The sequence below is a fragment of the Paludibacter sp. genome, assembly GCF_009712605.1.
Classification (GTDB): Bacteria; Bacteroidota; Bacteroidia; order Bacteroidales; family Paludibacteraceae; genus Microbacter.
In genome coordinates this window covers 302978-325516 of record NZ_WASO01000015.1, presented here as the reverse complement: position 1 = coordinate 325516, position 22539 = coordinate 302978, and the positions used below count along the sequence as shown (strand labels likewise).

The window sequence follows — 22539 nt, the reverse complement described above, 5'->3', positions numbered from 1 at the left end:
TTTACCACAAAGAACACAAAGGGTATTCACAAAGTACACAATGATGTAAAAGACGTTGCAACGGATTTAGTGAAATTTCGTGGGGAGGATGACTTATTTTATTTTCAAAATCTTACCTGAATATTTCTCCATCTTCACAACATACGGAAGTTCGGAAGAGAATTTTTGTTCTGGTTCTGCTAAGTCCGTTAATAAATCAACGGCTCCGACCTGCAGGTTCTCTTGCAAACCAAGATAATCGAAGGCATGCTTGGGAATATTCACCGCCACTTCTGCAGCTGTATCAGCAAAATTCACGCAAATCAGCAAAAGTTCATCACCGGCTTTGCGCAGGTAGGCAAACTGCTGGTCGGGATTGAAGCGCGGGTTGTTGCAGTTGACATACATCAGGTCGAACATTTCACCTTCACGAATGGCTTTCTCCTGCAAAGAGATATTCAGTAACTGCTTGTAAAACGACCTTAGCTCCTGCTGATCTGTTGTGAGATACGCGCCATCGCACTTACCTTTATTGTACCAGCTGCGTAATGAATCGACGCTCCAGTAATCGAAAATGGTAGTACGGCCGTCATCTCCGCTGAATCCTTCGGCATCGGCAGCCGGTTCCCCCAGTTCCTGACCAGCATACACCATCACTACCGAGGTGGATAGGGTGGCTGTTACAATCATTGCCGGAACTGCCTTCCGGGCATCACCGGCAAAAAAGCGGGATGCAATACGTTGCTCGTCGTGGTTCTCGAGAAAGAATAACATCTTTGGCAAAATATCGTTAACGCGTTGCCACATAACACTGATACGCCGAGCCGATTCGTTACCACAAGTAATATTCCGCAAGGTATCATACATGCCCACTTTGTCGTAGAGGTAGTCGAAATGGCCGAAATCGAGATAGCTGCGGTAAACCGCCGGATTATAGGCTTCGGCAATAAAAATAATATTCGGAAACTGTTCCTTTACTTTTGGAATCACCCACGACCAAAACTCCACCGGCACCATCTCAGCCATGTCGCAACGGAATCCGTCAATTTGCTTGCCGGCCCAAAACAGCAGAATATCCAGCATTTTAGTCCATGTATCAGGCACCGGCACAAAATGCTTTGTGTTCCCACCCTGATAATCGACGCCGTAATTCAGTTTTACTGTTTCGTACCAGTCGTTTACCGTAGGATGCGCCGAAAAAACATCGTTTCCACTCGCCTTTGCCGGATACTCGTGATAAGGAGCTTTTTCGTCCTTCAGCAGATTGAACTGTCCTGCAAAAAACTGATTAGGAATGTAGTAAAAATTATTCTGCGGATTGAAAGCATGGTTGGTATTGTCGTTCTCGCCCAGATCGGCAACGCCTGCCGGTTTGGCATCCGAAGCATACTGACGGGCCACATGGTTGGGCACAAAATCGATCAACACCTTCATTCCGGCTTTGTGGGTTCGTTCCACCAATGCCTCAAACTCCTGCATCCGATTAGGGACATCGGTCGCCAAATCGGGATCTACATCGTAATAATCCTTGATAGCATAGGGCGATCCGGCTTTCCCTTTGACAATCGCCGAATGATCTTTGCGTATTCCGAATTCTGAATAATTGGTTTGAGCGGCGTGTTCAATTACACCGGTGTACCAGACATGAGTGGCTCCCAGTTCCCGAATACCTTTCAGGGCTTTTGCCGTAATAGCATTGAATTTGCCGCAACCGTTAATATCGATGGAACCATTGGGCAGGTTGACATGAGTAGTATTCCCGAACAGGCGGGGAAGTAACTGATATATAACAAATTTAGAAGACATAATATTTATAGAAACATGAGCCAGGATGTTAGAATCAAGGCTTATATGTTACATTTTTAGAAAAAGTTCAGCTGCAAAGATTAATTACAACATCAATTCGCTTCTTATTTTCTTCGTTAGCCCTTTGATGGTCAACTCGTACGACAAACGAATCCATTCTTCGATTTTCGCATCAGGGATCGTATCGTTGAGCAAAACAGTGTTCCAGTGCTTTTTATTGAGGTGATAACCGGGCTGCACAGCAGCATATTGCTCCCGCAGTTCGATGGCCAGCTCGGGATCGCACTTCAGGGCAATGGTAGAGTCACCATCCAGCGCAATAATAGCGTACATCTTACCACCCACTTTCAGCACCAAGTGCTCGTTACCAAAAGGGAAAGTCTCCTCGGTGTGAGGCAATGTAATACAAAATTCCCGTGCTGAGATAATATCCATACGCAAAAAGTGAATTGATTGGTAAGACAAATATACGGTAAATCTTCCTAATTTCGGGGTTAATTTCCACTTGTGTCAACTGGTTTTTTCTTTTAGCAATGGTGTAGGCCAGAGCTACACCGAGTGGAGAGTTTTGAGGGAAAATTTACGCCTGACACAATTTATTTTACATTCCCCCTCCGGTTTGAGTCGAGAATAATAGCACATATTTATTCTCTTATAGTTGTTTTGTCGTGTAATACCATAGCAGCTATTTCGTCTTTTCGTTTAAAAGTTACTCCTTGATGTTTCTGCATATAGCCAATTATTTGTGCGGCAGCTTGTACCATTTGGGGAGTGCCGCCTATTCGGTCGTGAAAACTGATGGACATTTGCCTGCGTTGGGTTTCACTTTCGGCATAGAGTTGGTCGAATTCCATTTTGACCTGATTCATAAATTGATCGGTCGAGAAATTTTTGCCTTCAATTAACATAATGTCGTTGCACCGAAGTGTATACGGTACAATGACAAAATCTTTGTTTTTTACCTGAATAATAAAAGGCTCGTCACGACTCAAATCGTCTATATGATATTTGAATCCCAGTTCCTGTAATATGTCCAGCGTGTTTTTACCCCGCCTTAACCAGTTGGCATTATACCCTATTGCATCAAATCCGGTTACTTGCTTGATTGCATCCACACCTTCTTTAATAAACCGCTTTTCTTCTTCGTAAGACATGGTGTATTGTGCTCTCCAACTCATTCCGTGAGCTGCAGCTTCGTGTCCACGTTGCACAATTTCTTTTGCCAGTGCCGGATTTTTTAATACCGCGGTGCCTACCATGTGCGAAGTAACTTTGATGCCGTGTTTATCCCAGTTATCAAGCATACGAGGAATACCTTCTTTATAACCGTATTCGTACCAAGTAGCAGCTGGTAAATCGACAAATCCTTTTTGTATATTTTGAGGAAAAGGACTTTCAGCATTGTCGGGTTGTCCTCCTGCTTCAAATTGCATGGAAACCGAGACTACGAGTCTCGATCCATCTGCCCATTTTGTTTTTTGTGTAGTATTCATAATTTTGTTTTTTGATATTTTTGAAATCATGTCTGCCGGAGTCACCATGCCGGCTACTCCCAATACACCTATTTGCTTGATGAAATTTCGTCGTGAACTCATGGCTTATTGCTTTAATAAATTATCCAAAGCCCAACCGTTGTATTGTATAAAATGTAGCAATACGGCAAAAAAAGCAACATGTATCAGTTGTGACGGGAGTGCTTCCCAGTTTTCAATCATTGCCGTACCAAAGATCAAAATCATCATGATGAGAGCCGCCAGAAACAATGCGGGTTTGGTGAAAAGTCCTGTAATCAGTAATATTCCTACCAGAAATTCACCAAATGGTAAGGCATAACTGAACGGAACAACCAGCGCTTTGGGTAACATGGATTTTTCAAAGCTACTCACCATCCACTGGCTGAATATTGCCAATTTCGGCAAGCGTACCAATCCGTGACCAAACATACTTGCTCCTATGGCAAGCCGTAAAATTAAATAAGTTGTTGTTTCCATACTTTATTTGTTTGTGAGTTGTTTTACAATGCAAAATTGACAATAATGGACAGGGATTATTTGTACAATCATTGGATTTGTTTGTACATTTGCAGTATGAAAATAAGAAATCTACATCAGCCTTTTGAGTTTGAATTACAGGAGTTACAGGATTATCAGGCGACCGAGCATACCAATACTTTTTTTGAAATGGTATTTGTATTGGAGGGTAAGGGTGTTCAGATAATAAATAATCATCGTTTGCCTTATGCCGCTGATAAGTTGTTCCTGATTTTTCCGCAAGATTCGCACGATTTTGAGATTTCAACAACTACAAAGTTTTTCTTTATCCGGTTTAATGACAGCTATCTGAAAACACAAAGTAGGGATTGGATTCAGAAACTTGAATTTATTTTTCATAATCACAATCATTTACCTGGATGTATTCTGAAGACCGTGACCGACAAACCTCTGGTTCGGTCGTTGGTGGAAGCGTTGATAAGAGAACATAGCAATCATGATCCACAGCAGCAGGAACTTATCAAACAGCTCATTAATACGATTATCACGGTTGCGGCAAGAAATATAACACTCATTGCACCGGTGCTTGCCGGCAAAGAGCATGTGACCGATGCCGTTTCGATGCTTAATTATATCCACCGGAATATCTATCAGCCGGAAGAACTTTCGACACAAAAGCTTGCAAACTATTTTCATGTTTCGCCTACCTATATAAGCGAATATTTCAAAAACAAAACCGGACAAAGTATTCAGCAATACATTACCGACTATCGGATGAAGCTAATAGAAACGCGTCTTCGTTATACTGACATGCAGATAAATGAAATGGTGTATGAGTTTGGTTTTAGCGATGCCAGTCATTTGAATAAGCAATTTAAAAAACATACAGGTATGAATCCTACCGAATACAGAAAATCGGTAGTTAATAAATAGATCATACGATATATTCAAGCAATAATTATTTCCGACAATTGAAATCGCCTGAATAATAACTGTTGCGTATAGAACAAGATTCAAAAACTTACCTTGTTGTTATGACGGAGGCTCGAACACTCCAAATCTTTGATGCCTGCAATTTCAAACCGGCGGTTGTTCTTCTTTTTCTAAAATAAAGAGTAACTTTGCCGCAACAAAAAAGTAAACAGCACCCGGTGCACAGTCCGATGGAGCTTATACTCTACCAACTGCCGAGTACCGGATACTGACTACTGAGTACTTTTCCAATCATGGTTCATCAATACGATTTTTTAGTTATCGGCAGCGGAATTGCCGGCATGAGCTTTGCTCTAAAAGTGGCCGACAAAGGGAAAGTTGCCATTTTGTGCAAGTCGTCTCTCGAAGAGGCTAACACATCATATGCTCAGGGCGGTATTGCTTCGGTAATGAAGCAAACCGACAATTTCGAGAAGCATATTCAGGATACCATCACCGCCGGCGACAACATTTGCGATCGCGACGTGGTGGAGAAAGTGGTCAAAGAGGCTCCCGCCCAAATCAAGGAACTGATCAGCTGGGGCGTCGATTTCGATAAGGACGAGAAGGGAAATTTCGATCTTCACCGCGAAGGCGGCCACTCCGAATTCCGCATCCTGCACCACAAGGATACTACCGGAAGCGAAATTCAGGAAAGCCTGATTCAGCAGGTGAAACACCACCCGAACATCGACGTTTTCAACAACCATTTTGCTATCGAAATCCTTACCCAGCACCACCTGGGACAGATTGTTACACGTCACACTCCCGACATTGAGTGCTACGGCGCTTATGTGCTTGACAACAACACCCGCAACATAGACACCTTTCTGGCAAAAATTACACTGATTGCTACGGGAGGTATCGGCAACGTATATCACACCACCACCAATCCGGTGATTGCCACCGGCGACGGCATTGCCATGGTGCACCGTGCCCGAGGTGTAATTCGCGATATGGAATTCGTGCAGTTTCACCCGACAGCTTTGTACCATCCCGGCGAACGTCCTTCGTTCCTGATTACGGAAGCAATGCGCGGTTACGGGGCTCTGCTCCGCACCAGCGACGGCAAGGAATTTATGCATAAATACGATGCCCGTGGCGCTCTGGCTCCGCGCGATATTGTGGCCCGCGCCATCGACAACGAGATGAAAAACCGTGGCGACGATTGCGTTTATCTGGATGTCCGTCATAAAGACGCGGAAGAGACTAAAAATCATTTCCCAAACATCTACCAGCATTGTCTGGATCTGGGTATCGACATTACCAAAGACCTGATTCCTGTTGCTCCTGCAGCGCATTACCTGTGTGGAGGTATCAGCGTCGATCTGGACGGACAATCAACTATCAACCGTCTGTACGCTGCCGGCGAATGTTCGAGAACCGGACTTCACGGAGCCAACCGCCTTGCATCCAACTCACTGATTGAAGCGGTGGTCTATGCTGATGCGGTGGCCAAACATGCATTGCAACGTCTGGACAACTATTCTTATAAAGATTTCCCCTTGTGGGATGATTCGGGCACTTCGCTTCCGGAAGAGAACGTGTTGATCACTCAAAGCGTAAAAGAGGTACAACAGATCATGAGCACCTACGTGGGTATCGTGCGCTCGAACCTGCGTCTGCAAAGAGCATTGTCCCGTCTTGAGATTCTGTATCGTGAAACTGAAAGTCTGTTCGACCGCTCTGTGGTTTCGAAAGAGATATGCGAGCTGCGCAACATCATCAGCGTGGGCTACCTGATTATCAAGCAAGCCATGCAACGAAAAGAGAGCCGCGGATTACACTACACCATCGACTATCCGGAACCGTGCAAAAAAGGTGGTGAGACGGCGAGTAAGTGAGAAAGTGAACAGTACGCAGTATCCAGTCAACAGTAAACAGTCGAAATTTGAATCTAAAAATTGTAAATTGTAACCCCGATAGCTATCGGGATAAATCGTAAATGTATATATGAACTTATTCATCCACTGGAACATCGACCCTGAAATTGTAAAGATCTTTGGCATATCGGTTCGTTATTACGGAATCCTTTTTGTTGGGGGCATTCTTCTGGCGCTTCTGATGCTTGAAAAAATGGCAAAATTGCAAGGATTCACGTCCAAAGAATGGGATAAGCTCACACTCTACGGATTGTTGGGCATTGTGCTGGGAGCACGCCTCGGACACTGTCTCTTTTACGAACCGGGCTACTTCCTTGCCCATCCGGTTGAAATACTTCTTCCGATTCAGCATTTGCCGGACGGCGGTTATCATTTCACAGGTTTTCAAGGGCTCGCCAGTCACGGAGGTGCGCTCGGGCTGATCATCGCACTGGCTTTGTTTACTTATCAGACAAAGCGCAGCTTGTGGGTCACTCTCGATTTAGTAGCTGTGGTGACTCCCATTTCGGCCTTCTTTATCCGCATGGCCAACCTAATGAATTCTGAAATTATCGGCAAACCGACCGATGTACCCTGGGCTTTCGTCTTCGAAAAAGTTGACATGTTACCGCGACATCCGTCACAGTTATACGAAGGACTTTCGTACCTGTTTATCTTTATTGTAAATATGGTACTGTATCGTAAATTCAAAAACCGCGTTGGGACAGGATTCTTCTTCGGTCTCACTATCGCGCTGATCTTTATTGCCCGCTTCTTTATCGAATTTTTGAAAGAACGTCAGGTAGCTTTCGAAGAATCAATGACTATGGATATGGGACAGTGGCTGAGCATTCCTTTCGTATTGATCGGAGCTTATCTGGTTTGGAGAAGCCTTAAAATGAAAAAGTAAACCATTGTTTTGCTGCTAACTAAAGAAGAACAGGCACAAAACGAGCACGATTTATATAATCTTCTTTTCCACAAATAGCCCGGGATAAGTATTTGATGCTTATTCCGGGCTGTTTTTCTATTCCTCGTTGCAATGTGGATACAAATAAAAAGGTTCCTGCTCTCGCAGGAACCTTCTCCAAAGCCTATAATAATTTCTAACTAAACAAGTTTTGCTTAAGAAACGATATATAAACGTCCCTTATTGCAAGGCTTAACTTAACGCCGGTTTATCCGACAACGGATAATAGCCGACTAGTGTATCTTTATAAGAAAAAGAATAATCTCTTGTTCAATTCCTTAATCATAATTGAGAGCAAAGAAGCTATTTAGCAGAAACCCGCAAGCAGGTTTCCGCTAAATATCAACATACTATTTCTGTAAACCATCAGCAAAACCGCCATAAGCAGGCTTACGGCTGAAGTTTGCGTCCCAAAGACCAATAGGCTCACCCGGTCTCCAGGAAGAGCTGGTCGGACTGTCAGTTGTAGACCATTGTGTGATACCATACCTCTGTGCGACAGGAATAATTTCGAAATAAGCTTTCACAATTTGTTTATAGAAATCAGCCATTTGCTTCATCTGCGCTAAAGTAACGTTTGCTGTTTTCAAATTCGCAGTGCTGCCAGTGGGACGGATACCCATATCCAATTCAGAAATTTTAATAAGCTTACCTGTTGCTGCCAGGTTAGTCAACATAGCTCTAATGCCAGTCATTGTGGTTTGGCCCAGTGTAACATGCATTTGAGTACCAATTCCATCAACTTTCTGCCCTTTACTTTCGATATATTGGATATACGCGATCAAACCTTTGCATTTAGCCTGATCGTCACCTTCCAGACCATAATCATTAATAAATAATTTATCAGTTGGATTACCATATTTACGAGCCAGCTCAAAAGCACGCACGGCATAGTCTTTACCCAAGTAATCCTGCCAGTAGAACTCATCTGCTGCCAACGTCTTGCCTACACCTGTTTTAAGCTGTGTAGGATCGGGCCAATCAGACATTGGTTCATTCACTACATCCCATGCGTTTACATAGTTTTTAGTAGCGCCAAGCATACCCGAAATCCAGCTATCCAAAGCCTTATCAATCAAAGCTTTCTTTTCATCGCTGGTTTTCTCAACCGTATATGAACCTGGATTTGGATTCCAAATCTCTACTTTTGCATTATCGAAATAAAAAGTTGTAGCTGTTTTTCCAAGATTAAATGCAATGGTATTACAACCATCCTGATCACTCGTTACCGTCATTTCGTTAACATAAGTGTTCCAAGTTGGTGTCGAACTAAGGGTACCAAAGAAGTTCCAGAATTTGTATGCTCCCGGAGCGGTATGTGCTTGTGTCGGATAGGAAGCATTCACATCGGATTTAATATCCATGGTAAATCTCAACTTATCCCCAGTATGTACTGCCTTGGGAAAGGTGAAAAATATCTGACAATCCCAATCATTGGTTCTCACTGTGGCATTGGTTATTGTCAGAGCCCTGCCTACGCCACCCTTACCACCACCGGCAGCAGTAAAAGACTTAACTGCATTACTATTCCAAGAATAAACAGATCCTGAGGTCGAATTATTATCTGTTTCAAAATCCTGAGACCAGAGCACGTCATATCTGGGCGGAGCAGAACCGGTGACCACAGTGGGTGCAATAACACTTTTAAGATAAGTAGCATTTTGATTTGAATGCCAGCACAGAGTATGCCCAAAAACGGATAATCCCGAACTTTTGGCATTTTTAAGAAAGGCTGTAACATTATCGACCGCGAGTGTACCGTCATTTTGAACAACCGCACCATGCTTCATTTCGTAACCAGCTGTTACTTCTTTAAAATTAGACTGAACCAGTCGATAAGCCGCATTCTTGGCACTAAAATCACTTAGCGATACACCAGCCCCCAATTTAAAATTGGGGTTGGTAATTGTATCCACATATGACTTCAAAACTTTATAACTATTCAAGTATTCCAGCTGTGCTAAACTGTCTGGTTCTTGTGTAAAAAAATCAAGTTTCGCATTATCTGCACACGAAGCAAGCAAAAACACAGAAAAGACAGCCAATACTAATTTAAATTTACATTTCATAATTAATTATGATTTAAATGATTAGTTTGTATAAGCAGGAGTAAATGTTTCCATCTTTACTCCTCTATCACGTACCACAAGGGTATCATTGGTTTGGTACGTTTTACCACTTGCCCCCATAGTAATGTTATAGTTGAGATAAATCGCATTACGATCTTTATTACCCCAGCTATTCTTTTCTCCATTCTTCACAAATGAACCTGTTCCTGAAGCAGAAAAGCCCAATGATGTAGTAGATACGGAGCATTTCCCTTGATTATCGAATGTCAGAAGCAACTTACAAACCACGTTGGCACCACTTGCATCTACAACAGTGACGGGATACTCTACCATTGATAAAGATTTAGTTGTCATGCTACATACTTCATCGTTTTCCACATATTGTTTATGACGAACAATACTTGTTGTGGTTGAACCAATCGTAATCACATCCTTACCACGACGCAAGTAATTTGCATGATAAGGGTTGATATACTTTAAACAATAAAGAACATAGTCTTTTGGTGCGATATCCCAAAGAGCAGAGTTTCCTCTCGGAGCATTTGCAATCTTAGGCACGCCTGAAAGTATAGAATCCGCATTGGTAACCTTTGTCATACGCAAAGGAATAACATATGTATTTTGCAATGCCAACGGATCAGCAAAAAAAGCATCGGTCAACTGTACGCCCACAGCACCCTGTATGGCATGATCCAATGATATTTTACTTCCAGCTAACGTATAATAATTTGATGGCATGGCTTTAACAACAGACCCATCACCAAAAGTCAATTTATCACACAGTGAATTATCTACAACAAAGTCGATGTCAATTTTTTTCTTGTTGGCATATACACCACCCATTGTGGCATATATCTGGCACTGATGTGCATTATCTAAGCTAGTATCATACGTATCATCTCCCAACACGATCGTTCTGACCGGATATTGGTAAGCAAAGTATACTGTCGTACGTCCATAATCAGGAAACTCTACATCTTGATTTTTACAAGATGTCATCAGTAGAGCAATCGCACCAGCACACAGTATAGATAATAAATTAAATCGTTTCATATTTTAATATTTTCAATGATTATTCAGATAAAATTACCAGCCTGCATTCTGTTGAAGTTTGTTCCATTTCAGCATTTCACCATAAGGGATAGGACCGAAATACATGTAATCTTTATAACTTCTGGTTTCTACATCAAGCGGGGTATACTGTAATTTACCGTCCGACTGTTTATCGATTTGAACTCCGTGTGCTGTCGCATTCAAGTTAGAAAGCGACACCTTCCAACGGCGCAAATCATAGAAACGTTGGTTTTCGAAACACAACTCCAAACGGCGTTCATTTTGAATTAACTGACGCATTTTATCCTTATCGGCCTTGATACTTTCAAGATAAGCATCGCCATTCGAAACACCAACACCAGCTCTGGCACGAATTGCTTTGATAACATCATATGCACTGTAATTATGACTACCCTTTCCAAGCGGGCCAAATGCCTCATTAGCTGCTTCTGCATAAGCCAAGAAGATTTCAGTGTAACGAATGCGAGCGGAATAATGTTTTTGTCCTGTTTTAGAGTTTGGATCGGGATTACAATCATAACGTGTCAACTTACGCAAATAGTAGCCGGTACGGGTAGATGCCCCACTTTGCTTGTTAATAGCATCGTTGTTAGTTGTGTTATAAGTACCGGTAACAATAACACTATTCTTGGGTCCCTGAACATCCCCATTAAAAATAACATACTTAGCCAAACGAGGATCTCTGTTTGTGTATGGAGTTGTTGCCACATAGTTACTATTTGGATCCGAAATTGGATAACCATTAAGGGCCGGAAATGCATCCACTAGATTCTGCGTTGGGTTGACACGTCCCTTTCCAAACAATGAGGGCGGAAAGTTATTCGTTTCAAAATCGTAGTTACTCGAAACGTCGGATCTCCAGATAATTTCGGGAGGAGTTGATCCTGAAGCCAGGTTATCAATTTCGGAGGTATTGGCATACCAGGTTCCTCCTTTTGCTGCCAAACCACTCACCCCGTTAATCCGATCGAGAACTGCAGCTGCATTATCAGCAGCATTCGCCCACGTCACTCCAGAGCCAGCACTATACGCCGGACTGGCCGCAAACAATGCCACTTGCGCTTTGATAGCTTCTACAATACGACCCGTGATGCGCCCTCTCATAATAGCGCCATTCACCCGATTATAATCTCCTGCAGAAGTTACACCAAGAGCTTTATATTTAGCAGGAATATCCGCATCGGCAATGTCACCGAAATCCAACGGGAGGAGAGAAAGCGCACTGGCTATATCTTTATTAATCTGCTGAATACACTCTGCAAATGTATTTCTAGGTTGATTAAAATCGGAAGTAGCGGTTTGCGGTATCGTATCAATGGGAACTCCCAACAACTTACCGTCCGCAGTCCATCCACCATGAGCACGCAATAAAGAAAACATCTCCAATGCACGCAAGCCATACGCTTCACCTTTCAATCGGTCTTTGTACATTGTACTCACCTTGCTGTCTTTGGCCCAAGCTACTTTATCGCAATTTTGAATAAATATATTCAAGTATTGGATAGCCATATTAGCACCATTCCAACGAGACATCGGATCATTACTGGAGGTCCAGGAGCCGGTAGCCATTTTCAGATAGGCACTGCTCAGATCATTTGTTACCGCATCATCTGTCGCCACATCAGAGTTTGGATCAGATTGATATGGAAGAAGATCATAAGCTGTTCCTAAAAAACCTTGTGCATATGATGGTTCTTTATACATAGCATCGATAGATCGATTATTTTCGGGAGCTGGTGAGAAAAAATCATCACAAGCTGTCAAAAGAGGTATAAAGACCAACAGTTTTAGTATATTTCTCATAACTTAAATTCAATTTTTATTATTAGAACATTACTTTAACACCTACATTATAGAATCGATTCTGAGGGGCGCTTGTTGTGTTCAATTCTAATATTTTTCTGTTTGGAGCCATTGTCAACAAGCCGGATCCACTGATATAAGCCGAAATGTCATGAATAAAGAAGTCCTTTAACATCTTCTTTGGGAAATCATACGTCATCTGTACCTTAGCAAGGTCGAAACGATTCGTACTATAAAGCCAGAAGTCTGAATTACGGAAATTGTTTGTTCCACTTAATGTTGTCAATCGCGGATAGGTTGCTGTTGCACTGGTAGCCTCAGTCCAACGTCCACGAACAACTTCTGAGTATTTTCCTTCTCCATACACCCAATAGTAGGTGCTATTTTTCATAGCCTTAGCGCCAAAACCACCGGTTCCCAATACAAAGAAAGTAAAATTATTATACTTAACTGTAAGATTCACCCCTGTCGTCAGCGGAGCTCCATACCATCCACCACGTCCCAGATACACTTCGTCTTTTTCATCAATAACACCATCGTGATTGGTATCTGCATACTTCAAATCTCCGGCTTTAACTGCTCCAAAAGTCGATCTTGGATGAGCACTGGTACCATCGATCGCAGCTACTTCATCTTTGGAATAAAAACCTAAGCACTGCAGTCCCCACAAAGCATCCAATGGTCTGCCTGTACGATTCTGATATGCATACTGATAATTTTCATCTCGTTTTGTTGCTTTCGTTTTATAATAGGTAGCAGCCAAGCCCAATGAAAAGTCCAATTTGCCGATTCGTTTATTAAAATTCATTTTTAAGTCGAAACCTGACCTAGAATTATTATTAAAGTTCGTGTTGGGCAGAAACGAGGTATTAGGATACCCGATAGAAAAATAGCTGGGATAAATCGTTGTTGGGATAATTACCAAACCATTCATTGTATTGGTAAAGTAAGACGCATCTACTGTAACCAAGTTTTTCCACAAAGAAGCTTTAGCATTCACCGACAACTCCTTTCTTTTAACGTATGTCAAGTCAGGATTGGCTCCTCGAAGCACATTGGTGGATTGTTCCGAAGCGCCATCGTACCAGCCCCACCAAGCGCCATTGGCTTGTGTAATGTTGGAAGCATACATGTAATAGTCACTAATATCCAAATCCGTATTCAAGATACTTCCCGAAGCACTTAATGTCAAATCGTCAACAACAGAAGATTTAGCCAAGAAGCCCTCTTTATTCAATTTCCAACCTAACGTCAGTGAGGGAGAAAGAGCCTCGCGATTATTGCTTGGAAGTTTTGCCGAATGAACACCCGCAACACCAAAATCAACATAATACTTCTTCATGTAATCATAAGTCAACTGTATACCCAGATTTGCATTCGAAGTTTTATGATAGGTTCCTGATTGTGTTTGTTGAAAACCGGCAGCAACTAATGTAGCTGCAATATTATGTACGTTATTAATTGTTGTCTTATAATCGAACTGAGCAGAAAAAGCAAGTGTCTGCTTATCCGTAGAACCACTAACATTCTGATTACCTGACTGCTGATCCTTGTTGTATTTTGTCAACGAATTAATCACATCAGCTCCATTATAATTAGCCCAAGTAGGTGCATAGATCGCATAAGTGTTATCATAAGAAAGGGTATAAGCGGTTGCATAGTCAACAGCAAACATTCCTTTGAATGACAAACCCTTCAACGTTCTTCTCAAATCGATATCCAATCCGGTATCGAATTGGAACTGACGACTTGTCCACTTCTTATAACCAGCTGCATAGGTATCTGCAAATACATTGGTCATATCGGCCTGTGTACCTCCGAGAAAATAGCTACCATTGATGATATTTGCACTATTGTTAATCATCGTCCAGTCAGTCGCATCGTTTTTATCAAGATAGCTCAAAGGAACCAAAGGACTCAAACGATTCGGACGTAAAGTTGCGGCAGAATTCCAATAATCACCTTTCGCACTACGGGTGTTATAAAAAGTTGCATTGGCGTTTACGTAGGTCTTAATAAAGTCGTTTATGTCAAAGTCAATATTTCCCCGAACATTCAAACGGTTTGTATTGTTATCCTTCGCTTGACCAAACTTAAACAAATCGCCCTGGCTATAATAACCGATATTGGTATAGTAACGAGCGCGATTGTTACCCCCTGAAATTTCCGCTATTGCTTCGGAACGGTTATACGCTTTTTTCAAATAGTCGGAAGAATAGAAATCCACATTCGGGTAACGATAGGGATTGCTTCCGCTACCATAATTATATATATCCTGAGCACTGTATAAAGGTGACAGACCATCGTTAGCCCGAGCCTCATTATACAACGTCATATACTCGGCTGAGCCTAAATATTTCGGATAACTTTTAGAGACAAAAAAACCGGTATTTGCACGCACGTTAATAACATTACCTCCAGAAGTTCCCCTTTTGGTGGTTATTAATACGGCACCTTTAGCCGCACGACTACCATAAAGAACAACCGCAGAAGCTCCTTTCAGGAAAGTTATCTGATCAATCTCTGTAGGATCAACATTATTTGCATCACGAGGAACTCCATCAATTAATACCAAGTAGCTATCCATTCCCCATAAAGAATTTCCATTCCAACCTCCAACGTAGCCTTGCATGTTATCCAAACTATATGTATTATAGTTTTTCTTCATCAAGTCTTCGAAGTTTACTACAGAAACTCCTCCCAACAAATCACTCTGCAGCACTTTACGATAAGCCACTTGTACCAATGAGTTTTTTGCGCCATTCAAAGAATCAGTTTCATTATGTGTTGATGTCTGTGCTTCTACAAAACCAACAGAAGTAAAAGCCAGCATCACACATAAAATGAATCTTATTTGTATGTATTTCATCGTTTATTCATTTGTTGTTAAACATTATTGCTCAATTGAATTACCACCCAGGGTTCTGCCCAAATGACGGATACATTGAGGTATCTTTAATTTTCAGTGGGAACCAATAGTGTTTCGTTCCAAATAGACGGGTTACGATAACCTGTTCTCTAAAGTTAGCCACCCGGGCGTTCCTCGGATCATTTGTTTTGAAGAAATCGTCACTTTCTACCCGATCAAACTCTTGAGAAGTCTTGACGTTGTAGGGATATTCGGTCAACAACAACCATCTTTGTAAGTCATTGAAACGGTAACCTTCAAACGACAACTCTACCGCACGCTCTCTTCTAACTTCATCCATAAACTTGTGCGGATCCGCAGTATACTTTGCATTTACATGACCAGAACCTGCACGATCACGAATTGTATTAATGGCCTGTTCTGCTGTTTTAGAAAAATCACTTGCTTTTGCTGTGGCTCCACCAATAGCTGCACAAGCTTCTGCATACATTAAATAAATATCTCCCAAACGCATATATGGCAACTGACACTCAAGGTTACCACTCCAGTTATACATTCCATCGTACTTATTGCACTGGTGAGGAACCAACTTTTGGATAAAATAACCGGTACGACTACCATTATTCAACGATCTTTCTAATGCATTGGACGAAAGGGTTAGGTAACGTAGATTTTCCTGAGCTGCAGGCATAGTACCATTCACAAACTTAAAGCCGTCAAACATAATATCATGGTAGAAACGCGGATCGCGATTTTTAAACGGATGAGTAGGATCAAAACCTGAGTCCGGATCATCCAAAGGCAAACCGTTAGCCATTCCATAAAATTTCACATAATTGGCTGTCGGTTGGTGAATAATATTATCGCCTTCCACAACTTGATTTATTTTAGGGCCAAAAGTCTGAGCCAAACGATAGCAAGCAGAATTCACGCCGGGATAAGTACCCCGGAGGATTGCCTCGGTAGAACCTGGTTGCAACCATCCTTGTCCCGTGGTATAAAAGATATCGGAAAAACAACTGGTAGCATCGCTTGCTTTAATGTGGTTATAGATGTCTTTGTAATTAAACTGAGCCAAAGCATACTGAGTTTGATTACTTTCTACCAAAGAGAGCAACTCACCGAAAGCTTCGGCCGCTTTCTTGCAATAATTAACATCGTAATCATACGTTTTAGAACCACCTGTCTGAGCTCCATTTTTCATTAATGGACTTCCTGCCCATAAATAATCTTTACCCAGATAACCAAGCGCTGCAATTTTTGTAATACGCAACTGATTCTTATTCAACGTATTTTTACCTGCCACCGTTTTATCCCAGTCTATAGGCAGTAAATCAGCAGCTCTTCTAAAATCAGCGGCCGCACTGTCGGCACATTGCTGATAACTAAGACGTGGCAACGTTAATTTTTCACTGGAAGAAAGAACCTTAGTTATATATGGTAGCCCACCCAGATATTCCATCAACTCAAAATGCCACCAAGCCCTAAAGAAGTATAACTGTCCGGCTACCAGATTTCTTTCTTCTTGCGTAGCTTCTGTCATTTTATCGAGATTGGCCAAACCAATATTTGCTTTACGAATACAGTACCAAGCATGTGGCCACAAGGCATGAGACATTCTATCTGTAGATGTAGAATTGACAGACCCTTTATCTAACCAACATCCTGACTGTGACTGATTTTCAGCTTGCCATGCCCAGAAGTTGCCAAGATCTACCTGATGAGTCATATGCCAGTCACCTTCTGTATTAAACATTTCATCATCACCCCAGTTCCAAGAGGTGGTCCAATAATTGTTTTCCTTATCGGGGATACAATTATACATCTCCTCTACAAACCCTTGAAAATTAGTGAAATTTTTAAAAGCTGCCGTTGGGTCTACGTTTGAGTCTGGTGATTTGTCCAAATACGATGTACAAGAGGCAAATACCAATATCAGTAATAGTGAACCACCCCAAAACAAAGTCTTATATATTTTTTTCATCGCACTCTAAATTATAATGTTATTTTAAGACCTAAATTAAATCGCTTCACCGTAGGATAAGCTCCCTGTCCACTTGCACCACCGTAATTCGATTCACGATCATCAGGCATTCTTGACCACACCCAAAGGTTATTTCCATTAAGATAAACCTTCAAACTGCTCATCCCAAACCGTCTAAGTTTTTTACCATCAACAGTATATGCAATTTCAGCATTTTTCAAACGGATATACGAACCGTCATATAAATATTGTGTTCCTGTGTTGTAACTTGGAGTAGACGACCAGCGAGGCACTGTAACATCGGCTGTCGGATTTTCCTTCGACCACCAAGTACCTTGGTCATATACAGTATTCAACTTTGAACCAAAACTTACCAAATTCACATCACGAGTTACATTATTGACACCATAGAATTGCAGGTATAGACTCAAACCTTTCCATTCGCAACCAAGAGTTGCATTGTAAGTATTCTGTGGAGAACCTGAATATCCATAAGGTATATTATCTTTACTATCGATTACCCCATCGCCATTGAAATCCAATACATTGTAATCGCCTGGCAATTTTGCCATATCATTTTTGTCGTGCTGAGTACTTCCATAGATCTGGTCATAGTTGTTGACATACCCAGAACTGACATATGCTTTATACTGACCAATACTATAGCCGGCTGCTTTTTGATATGCAGGCAACAATGCCGGGTCATCTTTTACCAAAATTATATTTTTAGCATGGGTCATACTGAAATTACCCCACAAATGCATTTTATTCTTAAATGTTTTATTCAGACGTACTTCAATTTCATACCCATTGGTACGCACTTTTCCCAGATTAGCAGTAGCCGGACTTTGACCAAAATAAGAAGGAACCGAACGACTATTTCCATCCACAAGAATATCTCTTCGATTATCTTGAAAAACATCAACAGTTCCAGCAATCAATCCTTGCAGAAATGCATAATCGGCACCTATATTAAGTTTCCTTACTTTTTCCCAGTTTACATCAGGATTACCTACGGTAGCCTCTCTATACCAAGAATAAGGGCTGGCATTTCCGTTTAAGCTCATATTGGTTGCACCACCAGTCGACCATTGAGACATGTAAAGGAAACGACCTCCGCTATCATCTCCGATTTCACCCAAAGATGCTCTGACTTTTAACATATCAAGAAACTTAATTGGTTTCATAAAATTTTCCTGAGAAACCAACCAGCCGATAGCACCCGAATTAAAGAACCCGAAACGATTTTTGGCTGCAAATTTTTCAGAACCATTGTAAGCTCCATTATATTCGGCAAAATATTTGTCGGAGAAATTATATGTTACACGAAACACCCAATCTTCTCTATAACTTGGTATTACGCTACCAGTTGCTGTTTCCTGACGCTGAAACAACCCCATTGCTGTGACATTATTGAGCCCTAGTTTACGAGCCCAGTTTAACTGCATTTGATAATTTACATTACGATAAGTTGAATAATCAGATACAGATCCACCCGAGGTAGACCACAGAACGCCCTGAGCATAATCAAACTTATTATTCTTATCGTAATCTGTACTATAAGAAGCCACACCGGTATCTGGATCAATCCACTTCTGTGGGGCATCGTGGTACAGGTCATTTATTCCTCGTCCACTATCGGCAAACGCATTGTCGAAAGACAGTGCCCCTCTAAAGCTCAATCCTTTGGTAATAAACTTCAAATCTTGTTCCAATGCAAAGTCGGTAGTAATACGGGTATTGGTAAGCGTCTGCACACCACCAACAGACAAGGCCTCAGCCGAGTTTGTTACATTGGAAACATTGGGATAATACCCCCAGGTTCCATCCGAATATTTAGGCAAGAAAACATCCGGAGCAATGTTATATGCCCCCGCCCATTGTTGAGCGACAGCCCAATCAGAGGTATTGGTATTACCCCAAGGCCTTTTGCTTAATGCATTAGAACCTGCAATATTCACTTTTAATCCAGTGGTTTTGGTTAACTGAAAGTCGAGATTGCTACGTACATTCAATCGATTATACCCATAACCCGATTTATAGTTACGACCATTGTCCCAAATTTTGAACAAGTCACCTTCGCGAACATAATCGGCAGATGCGAAGTATTTCACAAAGCTTGTTCCTCCCATTATATTAATATTGACATTATTCGAGGTTGTATAATTTTTAAAAAGCTCCTTCTGCCAATCAACATTCGGATAACGTTCAGCTTCCGTCACATTGGCTGGATAACGATACTTTCTAATAATATCTTGCGGTTTAATATACGCCCAAGATTCGGGGGTAAGAGCCAATTCATGCTCTATAGCAACATTACGTGCCATCAAAGCATCGTAAGAATCCAATTTATTAGGCAATTTAGAGACAGTCTTTAATGTTGTCGAGAAGCCAACATCAATCTTAGCACGTCCTTCCTGACCGCGTTTGGTTGTAATAAGGATAACACCATTTGCTCCCTTTACCCCATATACAGCAGTTGCCGAAGCATCTTTTAATACAGAGATAGATTGCACCGAATTAATATCCACGCCGCTCATCGGACGTTCAATACCATCTACCAAGACTAAGGGATCACTGTTATTCCACGAGCTGGAACCACGAATTATGATCTTAGGATCTTCTGCGCCCGGAACCCCCGATGTTTGCATAGTAACAACACCCGGCAAATTCCCGGTCAATGCTGCACCCACATTCGAGACACCTCCGGCACGTTCAAGCACCTTCCCGTCTGTTTGCGTGATAGCTCCTACAAGGGTTGTCTTCTTTTGTTGTCCATAACCAACAACAACAACATCTTCCAAACTAACGCTACTGTTAGTCATTTCTATCGAAATATTGTTTTTGCCGGTTGTATTTACCTCCTTAGTTTCATAACTAACGAAGGAGATAACAAGAATCGGTTGTTTTGCCGGAATATTCAGGGTGAACTTTCCGTCAATATCTGTAACCGTACCTATCGACTTATTACCTTTTACAGTTACAGTAGCTCCAATTAAAGGTTCCTTTTTTTCATCAAGTACTTGACCTTTAACAGTACGTCTGTCCTGTGCCTGCAATGCAGAACATATAAAAAGCATAGATAAGATTAAAAATCTTACCAGTATCATTCTCCTAATGTTATTTTTTAGAAAACGAATTGGCACATTTTTGTAATTATGCTTCATTGTATTAGAAATTTAACATATTAAACTATTTACTATTCAATGATTTTGTATGGTTAATTAATTTTTTAGATAGACAATATTTTATCTACCGCTTAAAAGCATTTTGGGTCTCAACTGTCATCATTAAGTGTCTTCATTGTTACATAAAATTAAGATTGATTATTTGAACAAAACAGAACGGTCTCATTTGAGATAAATGCCTTAATAGAAGGAAAATAGATGCACCAGGGATAGAAAGTGCCCAATTACGCATATAAATGGGGATAAAAGATATGAATTGCATAGTATTCGGGGGTCTAAACCTAAGGTTAATGTATGTTGCAAAAGTCTATTTTTTTGCTCTTTTTATCTTTTGATTTTAGATATTTAATTTTCAATTTTGAGCATATCTAATCCTTAAATTATTCAATCAAACAAAACCTGTTAACTTATCGAGCACATTTATTCTAATTAACAAAACTATGTCAATATTTCACACTAACCATCCAATGGTCAAAAAAAAGGACAAAAGAGAACAGGAAACGGCAATGCAAAATTTAATATGAAAATATTAGAGAAAGAAAATGACTCTTACTACACATGGTTGTTTCTGATTTCCCATTTTCAATAGTGCATATAATCCAATGCGAATACAGCCACATGAAATTCCAACGAATAAAAAAGAACGGGCGAACCTACTAATGTAAGTTCGCCCGTTTCATTTATAAGCGATTATTGTATCTACTACTATCAAATCTTTTTCAACACGTGTCCCATACGTTCTTTTTTAGTGTGCATGTAAAATGCATTGTGTTCATTGGGTGTAACTTCGATAGGAACATTCTCCACAATAGTAAGTCCGTAAGATTCCAGACCGATACGCTTTACCGGATTATTGGTCATCAGTCTCATTTGGGTAATCCCCAGCTCACGTAATATCTGTGCACCAACTCCGTAATCACGTTCATCGGCTTTGAAGCCCAAATGAAGGTTTGCATCCACGGTATCCATTCCGTTTTCCTGCAACTTGTATGCTTTTATTTTGTTCATCAGGCCAATGCCTCGACCTTCCTGATTCATATACACCACAACGCCTTTACCCTCTTTTTCGATCATTTGCATGGCTTTGTGAAGCTGTTCGCCGCACTCGCAACGCATCGAACCGAAAATATCACCGGTCATACACGAAGAATGTACGCGCACCAAAATCGGTTCATCCTGATCCCATTCTCCCTTAATCAGAGCTACATGCTCCAGTCCGTTCGATTTCTGACGGAAAGGAATCAGGTGAAACTCGCCGTAAGCGGTGGGCATCATCACCTCTTCGCCTTTTTCTACCAACGACTCTCGTTCCAGACGGTAAGTTATCAGGTCTTTCACTGAAACCACCTTCAGGTCAAATTTCTTGGCAACCTCCATCAACTGAGGCAAACGCGCCATTGAGCCATCTTCGTTAATAATCTCCACCAACACACCTGCCGGAGAAAGTCCAGCCAGTTGAGCCAAATCAACAGCTGCTTCGGTATGCCCTGCTCTGCGTAGAACACCACGACTGCGTGCTCTTAACGGGAAGATATGCCCGGGACGACCTAAGTCGGTAGGAAGAATTGAGGGATCGCACAATGCTTTGATTGTAGCCGCACGGTCAAAAGCCGAAACTCCCGTGGTACATCCATGCTCCAGCAAATCGACCGAAACAGTAAAAGGTGTACCATGAATAGAGGTGTTGTCCTCAGCCTGCATTGGTAGTGACAATTCGTCACAACGTTCTTCAGTAAGAGGCGCACACACCAGGCCACGTCCGTGTGTAATCATGAAGTTCACCTTTTCTGGAGTTATCAACTCGGCAGCACAGATAAAATCGCCTTCATTTTCGCGATCCTCATCATCTACCACGATAACAAATTTGCCATTGCGAATTTCCTCAATAGCCTCATCTATAGTATTTAATTGAAATTGTTCCATATTATATGTTGTATAGAATAAATAAGCAAAATATTATGTCGCAATCAGA

14 protein-coding genes are annotated in these 22539 nt (G+C 41.4%); 3 read left to right on the top strand and 11 right to left on the bottom strand.

Going from position 1 to position 22539, the window contains the following annotated elements:
- Window positions 1–93: 93 nt before the first annotated feature.
- From F8N35_RS13790 to F8N35_RS13775, 4 genes are all read right to left on the bottom strand, one after another.
- The gene (locus tag F8N35_RS13790; RefSeq protein WP_293054178.1) at window positions 94–1785 is read right to left on the bottom strand and encodes an alpha-amylase family protein; all 1692 of its coding nucleotides are present in this window, start codon (window positions 1783–1785) and stop codon (window positions 94–96) included.
- Between the two features lie 84 nt (window positions 1786–1869).
- Window positions 1870–2220, bottom strand: coding sequence for an MmcQ/YjbR family DNA-binding protein (locus tag F8N35_RS13785; RefSeq protein ID WP_293054176.1), 351 nt, complete (start codon window positions 2218–2220; stop codon window positions 1870–1872).
- Window positions 2221–2429: 209 nt separating this feature from the next.
- The gene (locus F8N35_RS13780; RefSeq protein WP_293054175.1) at window positions 2430–3380 is read right to left on the bottom strand and encodes a polysaccharide deacetylase family protein; all 951 of its coding nucleotides are present in this window, start codon (window positions 3378–3380) and stop codon (window positions 2430–2432) included.
- 3 nt (window positions 3381–3383) lie between these two features.
- Window positions 3384–3776, bottom strand: a complete 393-nt coding sequence (locus F8N35_RS13775) for a DoxX family protein (RefSeq protein WP_293054172.1) — start codon at window positions 3774–3776, stop codon at window positions 3384–3386.
- Between the two features lie 96 nt (window positions 3777–3872).
- Here F8N35_RS13775 and F8N35_RS13770 point away from each other — a divergent pair, with 96 nt between their 5' ends.
- The 3 genes from F8N35_RS13770 to lgt all read left to right on the top strand — a co-directional run bounded on the left by F8N35_RS13770 (window position 3873) and on the right by lgt (window position 7520).
- Window positions 3873–4709 carry an AraC family transcriptional regulator gene (locus tag F8N35_RS13770; RefSeq protein WP_293054169.1) on the top strand — a complete coding sequence of 279 codons (837 nt, stop codon included), beginning with the start codon at window positions 3873–3875 and terminating at the stop codon, window positions 4707–4709.
- A 293-nt stretch (window positions 4710–5002) separates the two neighbouring features.
- On the top strand, window positions 5003–6592 hold the full coding sequence (gene nadB / locus F8N35_RS13765; protein WP_293054167.1) for an L-aspartate oxidase: 1590 nt from the start codon (window positions 5003–5005) through the stop codon (window positions 6590–6592).
- Between the two features lie 109 nt (window positions 6593–6701).
- Window positions 6702–7520, top strand: coding sequence for a prolipoprotein diacylglyceryl transferase (gene lgt, locus F8N35_RS13760; RefSeq protein ID WP_293054164.1), 819 nt, complete (start codon window positions 6702–6704; stop codon window positions 7518–7520).
- A 410-nt stretch (window positions 7521–7930) separates the two neighbouring features.
- Here lgt and F8N35_RS13755 read toward each other — a convergent pair whose 3' ends face one another.
- From F8N35_RS13755 to F8N35_RS13725, 7 genes are all read right to left on the bottom strand, one after another.
- Complete coding sequence (locus F8N35_RS13755; RefSeq protein ID WP_293054161.1) at window positions 7931–9649, bottom strand: endo-1,4-beta-xylanase; 1719 nt, start codon at window positions 9647–9649, stop codon at window positions 7931–7933.
- A gap of 21 nt (window positions 9650–9670) precedes the next feature.
- Window positions 9671–10702, bottom strand: a complete 1032-nt coding sequence (locus F8N35_RS13750; protein WP_293054158.1) for a DUF5627 domain-containing protein — start codon at window positions 10700–10702, stop codon at window positions 9671–9673.
- A gap of 33 nt (window positions 10703–10735) precedes the next feature.
- Window positions 10736–12526, bottom strand: coding sequence for a RagB/SusD family nutrient uptake outer membrane protein (locus F8N35_RS13745; RefSeq protein ID WP_293054155.1), 1791 nt, complete (start codon window positions 12524–12526; stop codon window positions 10736–10738).
- Between the two features lie 22 nt (window positions 12527–12548).
- Complete coding sequence (locus F8N35_RS13740; protein WP_293054152.1) at window positions 12549–15395, bottom strand: SusC/RagA family TonB-linked outer membrane protein; 2847 nt, start codon at window positions 15393–15395, stop codon at window positions 12549–12551.
- A 40-nt stretch (window positions 15396–15435) separates the two neighbouring features.
- Window positions 15436–17379: a RagB/SusD family nutrient uptake outer membrane protein gene (locus F8N35_RS13735; protein ID WP_293054149.1), complete on the bottom strand. Its 1944-nt coding sequence runs from the start codon at window positions 17377–17379 to the stop codon at window positions 15436–15438.
- Window positions 17380–17390: 11 nt separating this feature from the next.
- On the bottom strand, window positions 17391–20459 hold the full coding sequence (locus F8N35_RS13730; protein ID WP_293054146.1) for a TonB-dependent receptor: 3069 nt from the start codon (window positions 20457–20459) through the stop codon (window positions 17391–17393).
- Between the two features lie 816 nt (window positions 20460–21275).
- Window positions 21276–22490: a bifunctional 3,4-dihydroxy-2-butanone-4-phosphate synthase/GTP cyclohydrolase II gene (locus F8N35_RS13725; RefSeq protein ID WP_293054143.1), complete on the bottom strand. Its 1215-nt coding sequence runs from the start codon at window positions 22488–22490 to the stop codon at window positions 21276–21278.
- Window positions 22491–22539 lie beyond the last annotated feature (49 nt).

Bases quoted from the DNA above. Each gene is read 5' to 3' on its own strand.
- F8N35_RS13740 (WP_293054152.1), bottom strand. From the start codon at position 15,395: ATGAAATACATACAAATAAGATTCATTTTATGTGTGATGCTGGCTTTT.
- F8N35_RS13745 (WP_293054155.1), bottom strand. From the start codon at position 12,526: ATGAGAAATATACTAAAACTGTTGGTCTTTATACCTCTTTTGACAGCT.
- F8N35_RS13780 (WP_293054175.1), bottom strand. From the start codon at position 3,380: ATGAGTTCACGACGAAATTTCATCAAGCAAATAGGTGTATTGGGAGTA.
- F8N35_RS13735 (WP_293054149.1), bottom strand. From the start codon at position 17,379: ATGAAAAAAATATATAAGACTTTGTTTTGGGGTGGTTCACTATTACTG.
- F8N35_RS13785 (WP_293054176.1), bottom strand. From the start codon at position 2,220: ATGGATATTATCTCAGCACGGGAATTTTGTATTACATTGCCTCACACC.
- F8N35_RS13750 (WP_293054158.1), bottom strand. From the start codon at position 10,702: ATGAAACGATTTAATTTATTATCTATACTGTGTGCTGGTGCGATTGCT.
- F8N35_RS13755 (WP_293054161.1), bottom strand. From the start codon at position 9,649: ATGAAATGTAAATTTAAATTAGTATTGGCTGTCTTTTCTGTGTTTTTG.
- F8N35_RS13770 (WP_293054169.1), top strand. From the start codon at position 3,873: ATGAAAATAAGAAATCTACATCAGCCTTTTGAGTTTGAATTACAGGAG.
- F8N35_RS13725 (WP_293054143.1), bottom strand. From the start codon at position 22,490: ATGGAACAATTTCAATTAAATACTATAGATGAGGCTATTGAGGAAATT.
- F8N35_RS13730 (WP_293054146.1), bottom strand. From the start codon at position 20,459: ATGCTTTTTATATGTTCTGCATTGCAGGCACAGGACAGACGTACTGTT.
- lgt (WP_293054164.1), top strand. From the start codon at position 6,702: ATGAACTTATTCATCCACTGGAACATCGACCCTGAAATTGTAAAGATC.
- nadB (WP_293054167.1), top strand. From the start codon at position 5,003: ATGGTTCATCAATACGATTTTTTAGTTATCGGCAGCGGAATTGCCGGC.
- F8N35_RS13790 (WP_293054178.1), bottom strand. From the start codon at position 1,785: ATGTCTTCTAAATTTGTTATATATCAGTTACTTCCCCGCCTGTTCGGG.
- F8N35_RS13775 (WP_293054172.1), bottom strand. From the start codon at position 3,776: ATGGAAACAACAACTTATTTAATTTTACGGCTTGCCATAGGAGCAAGT.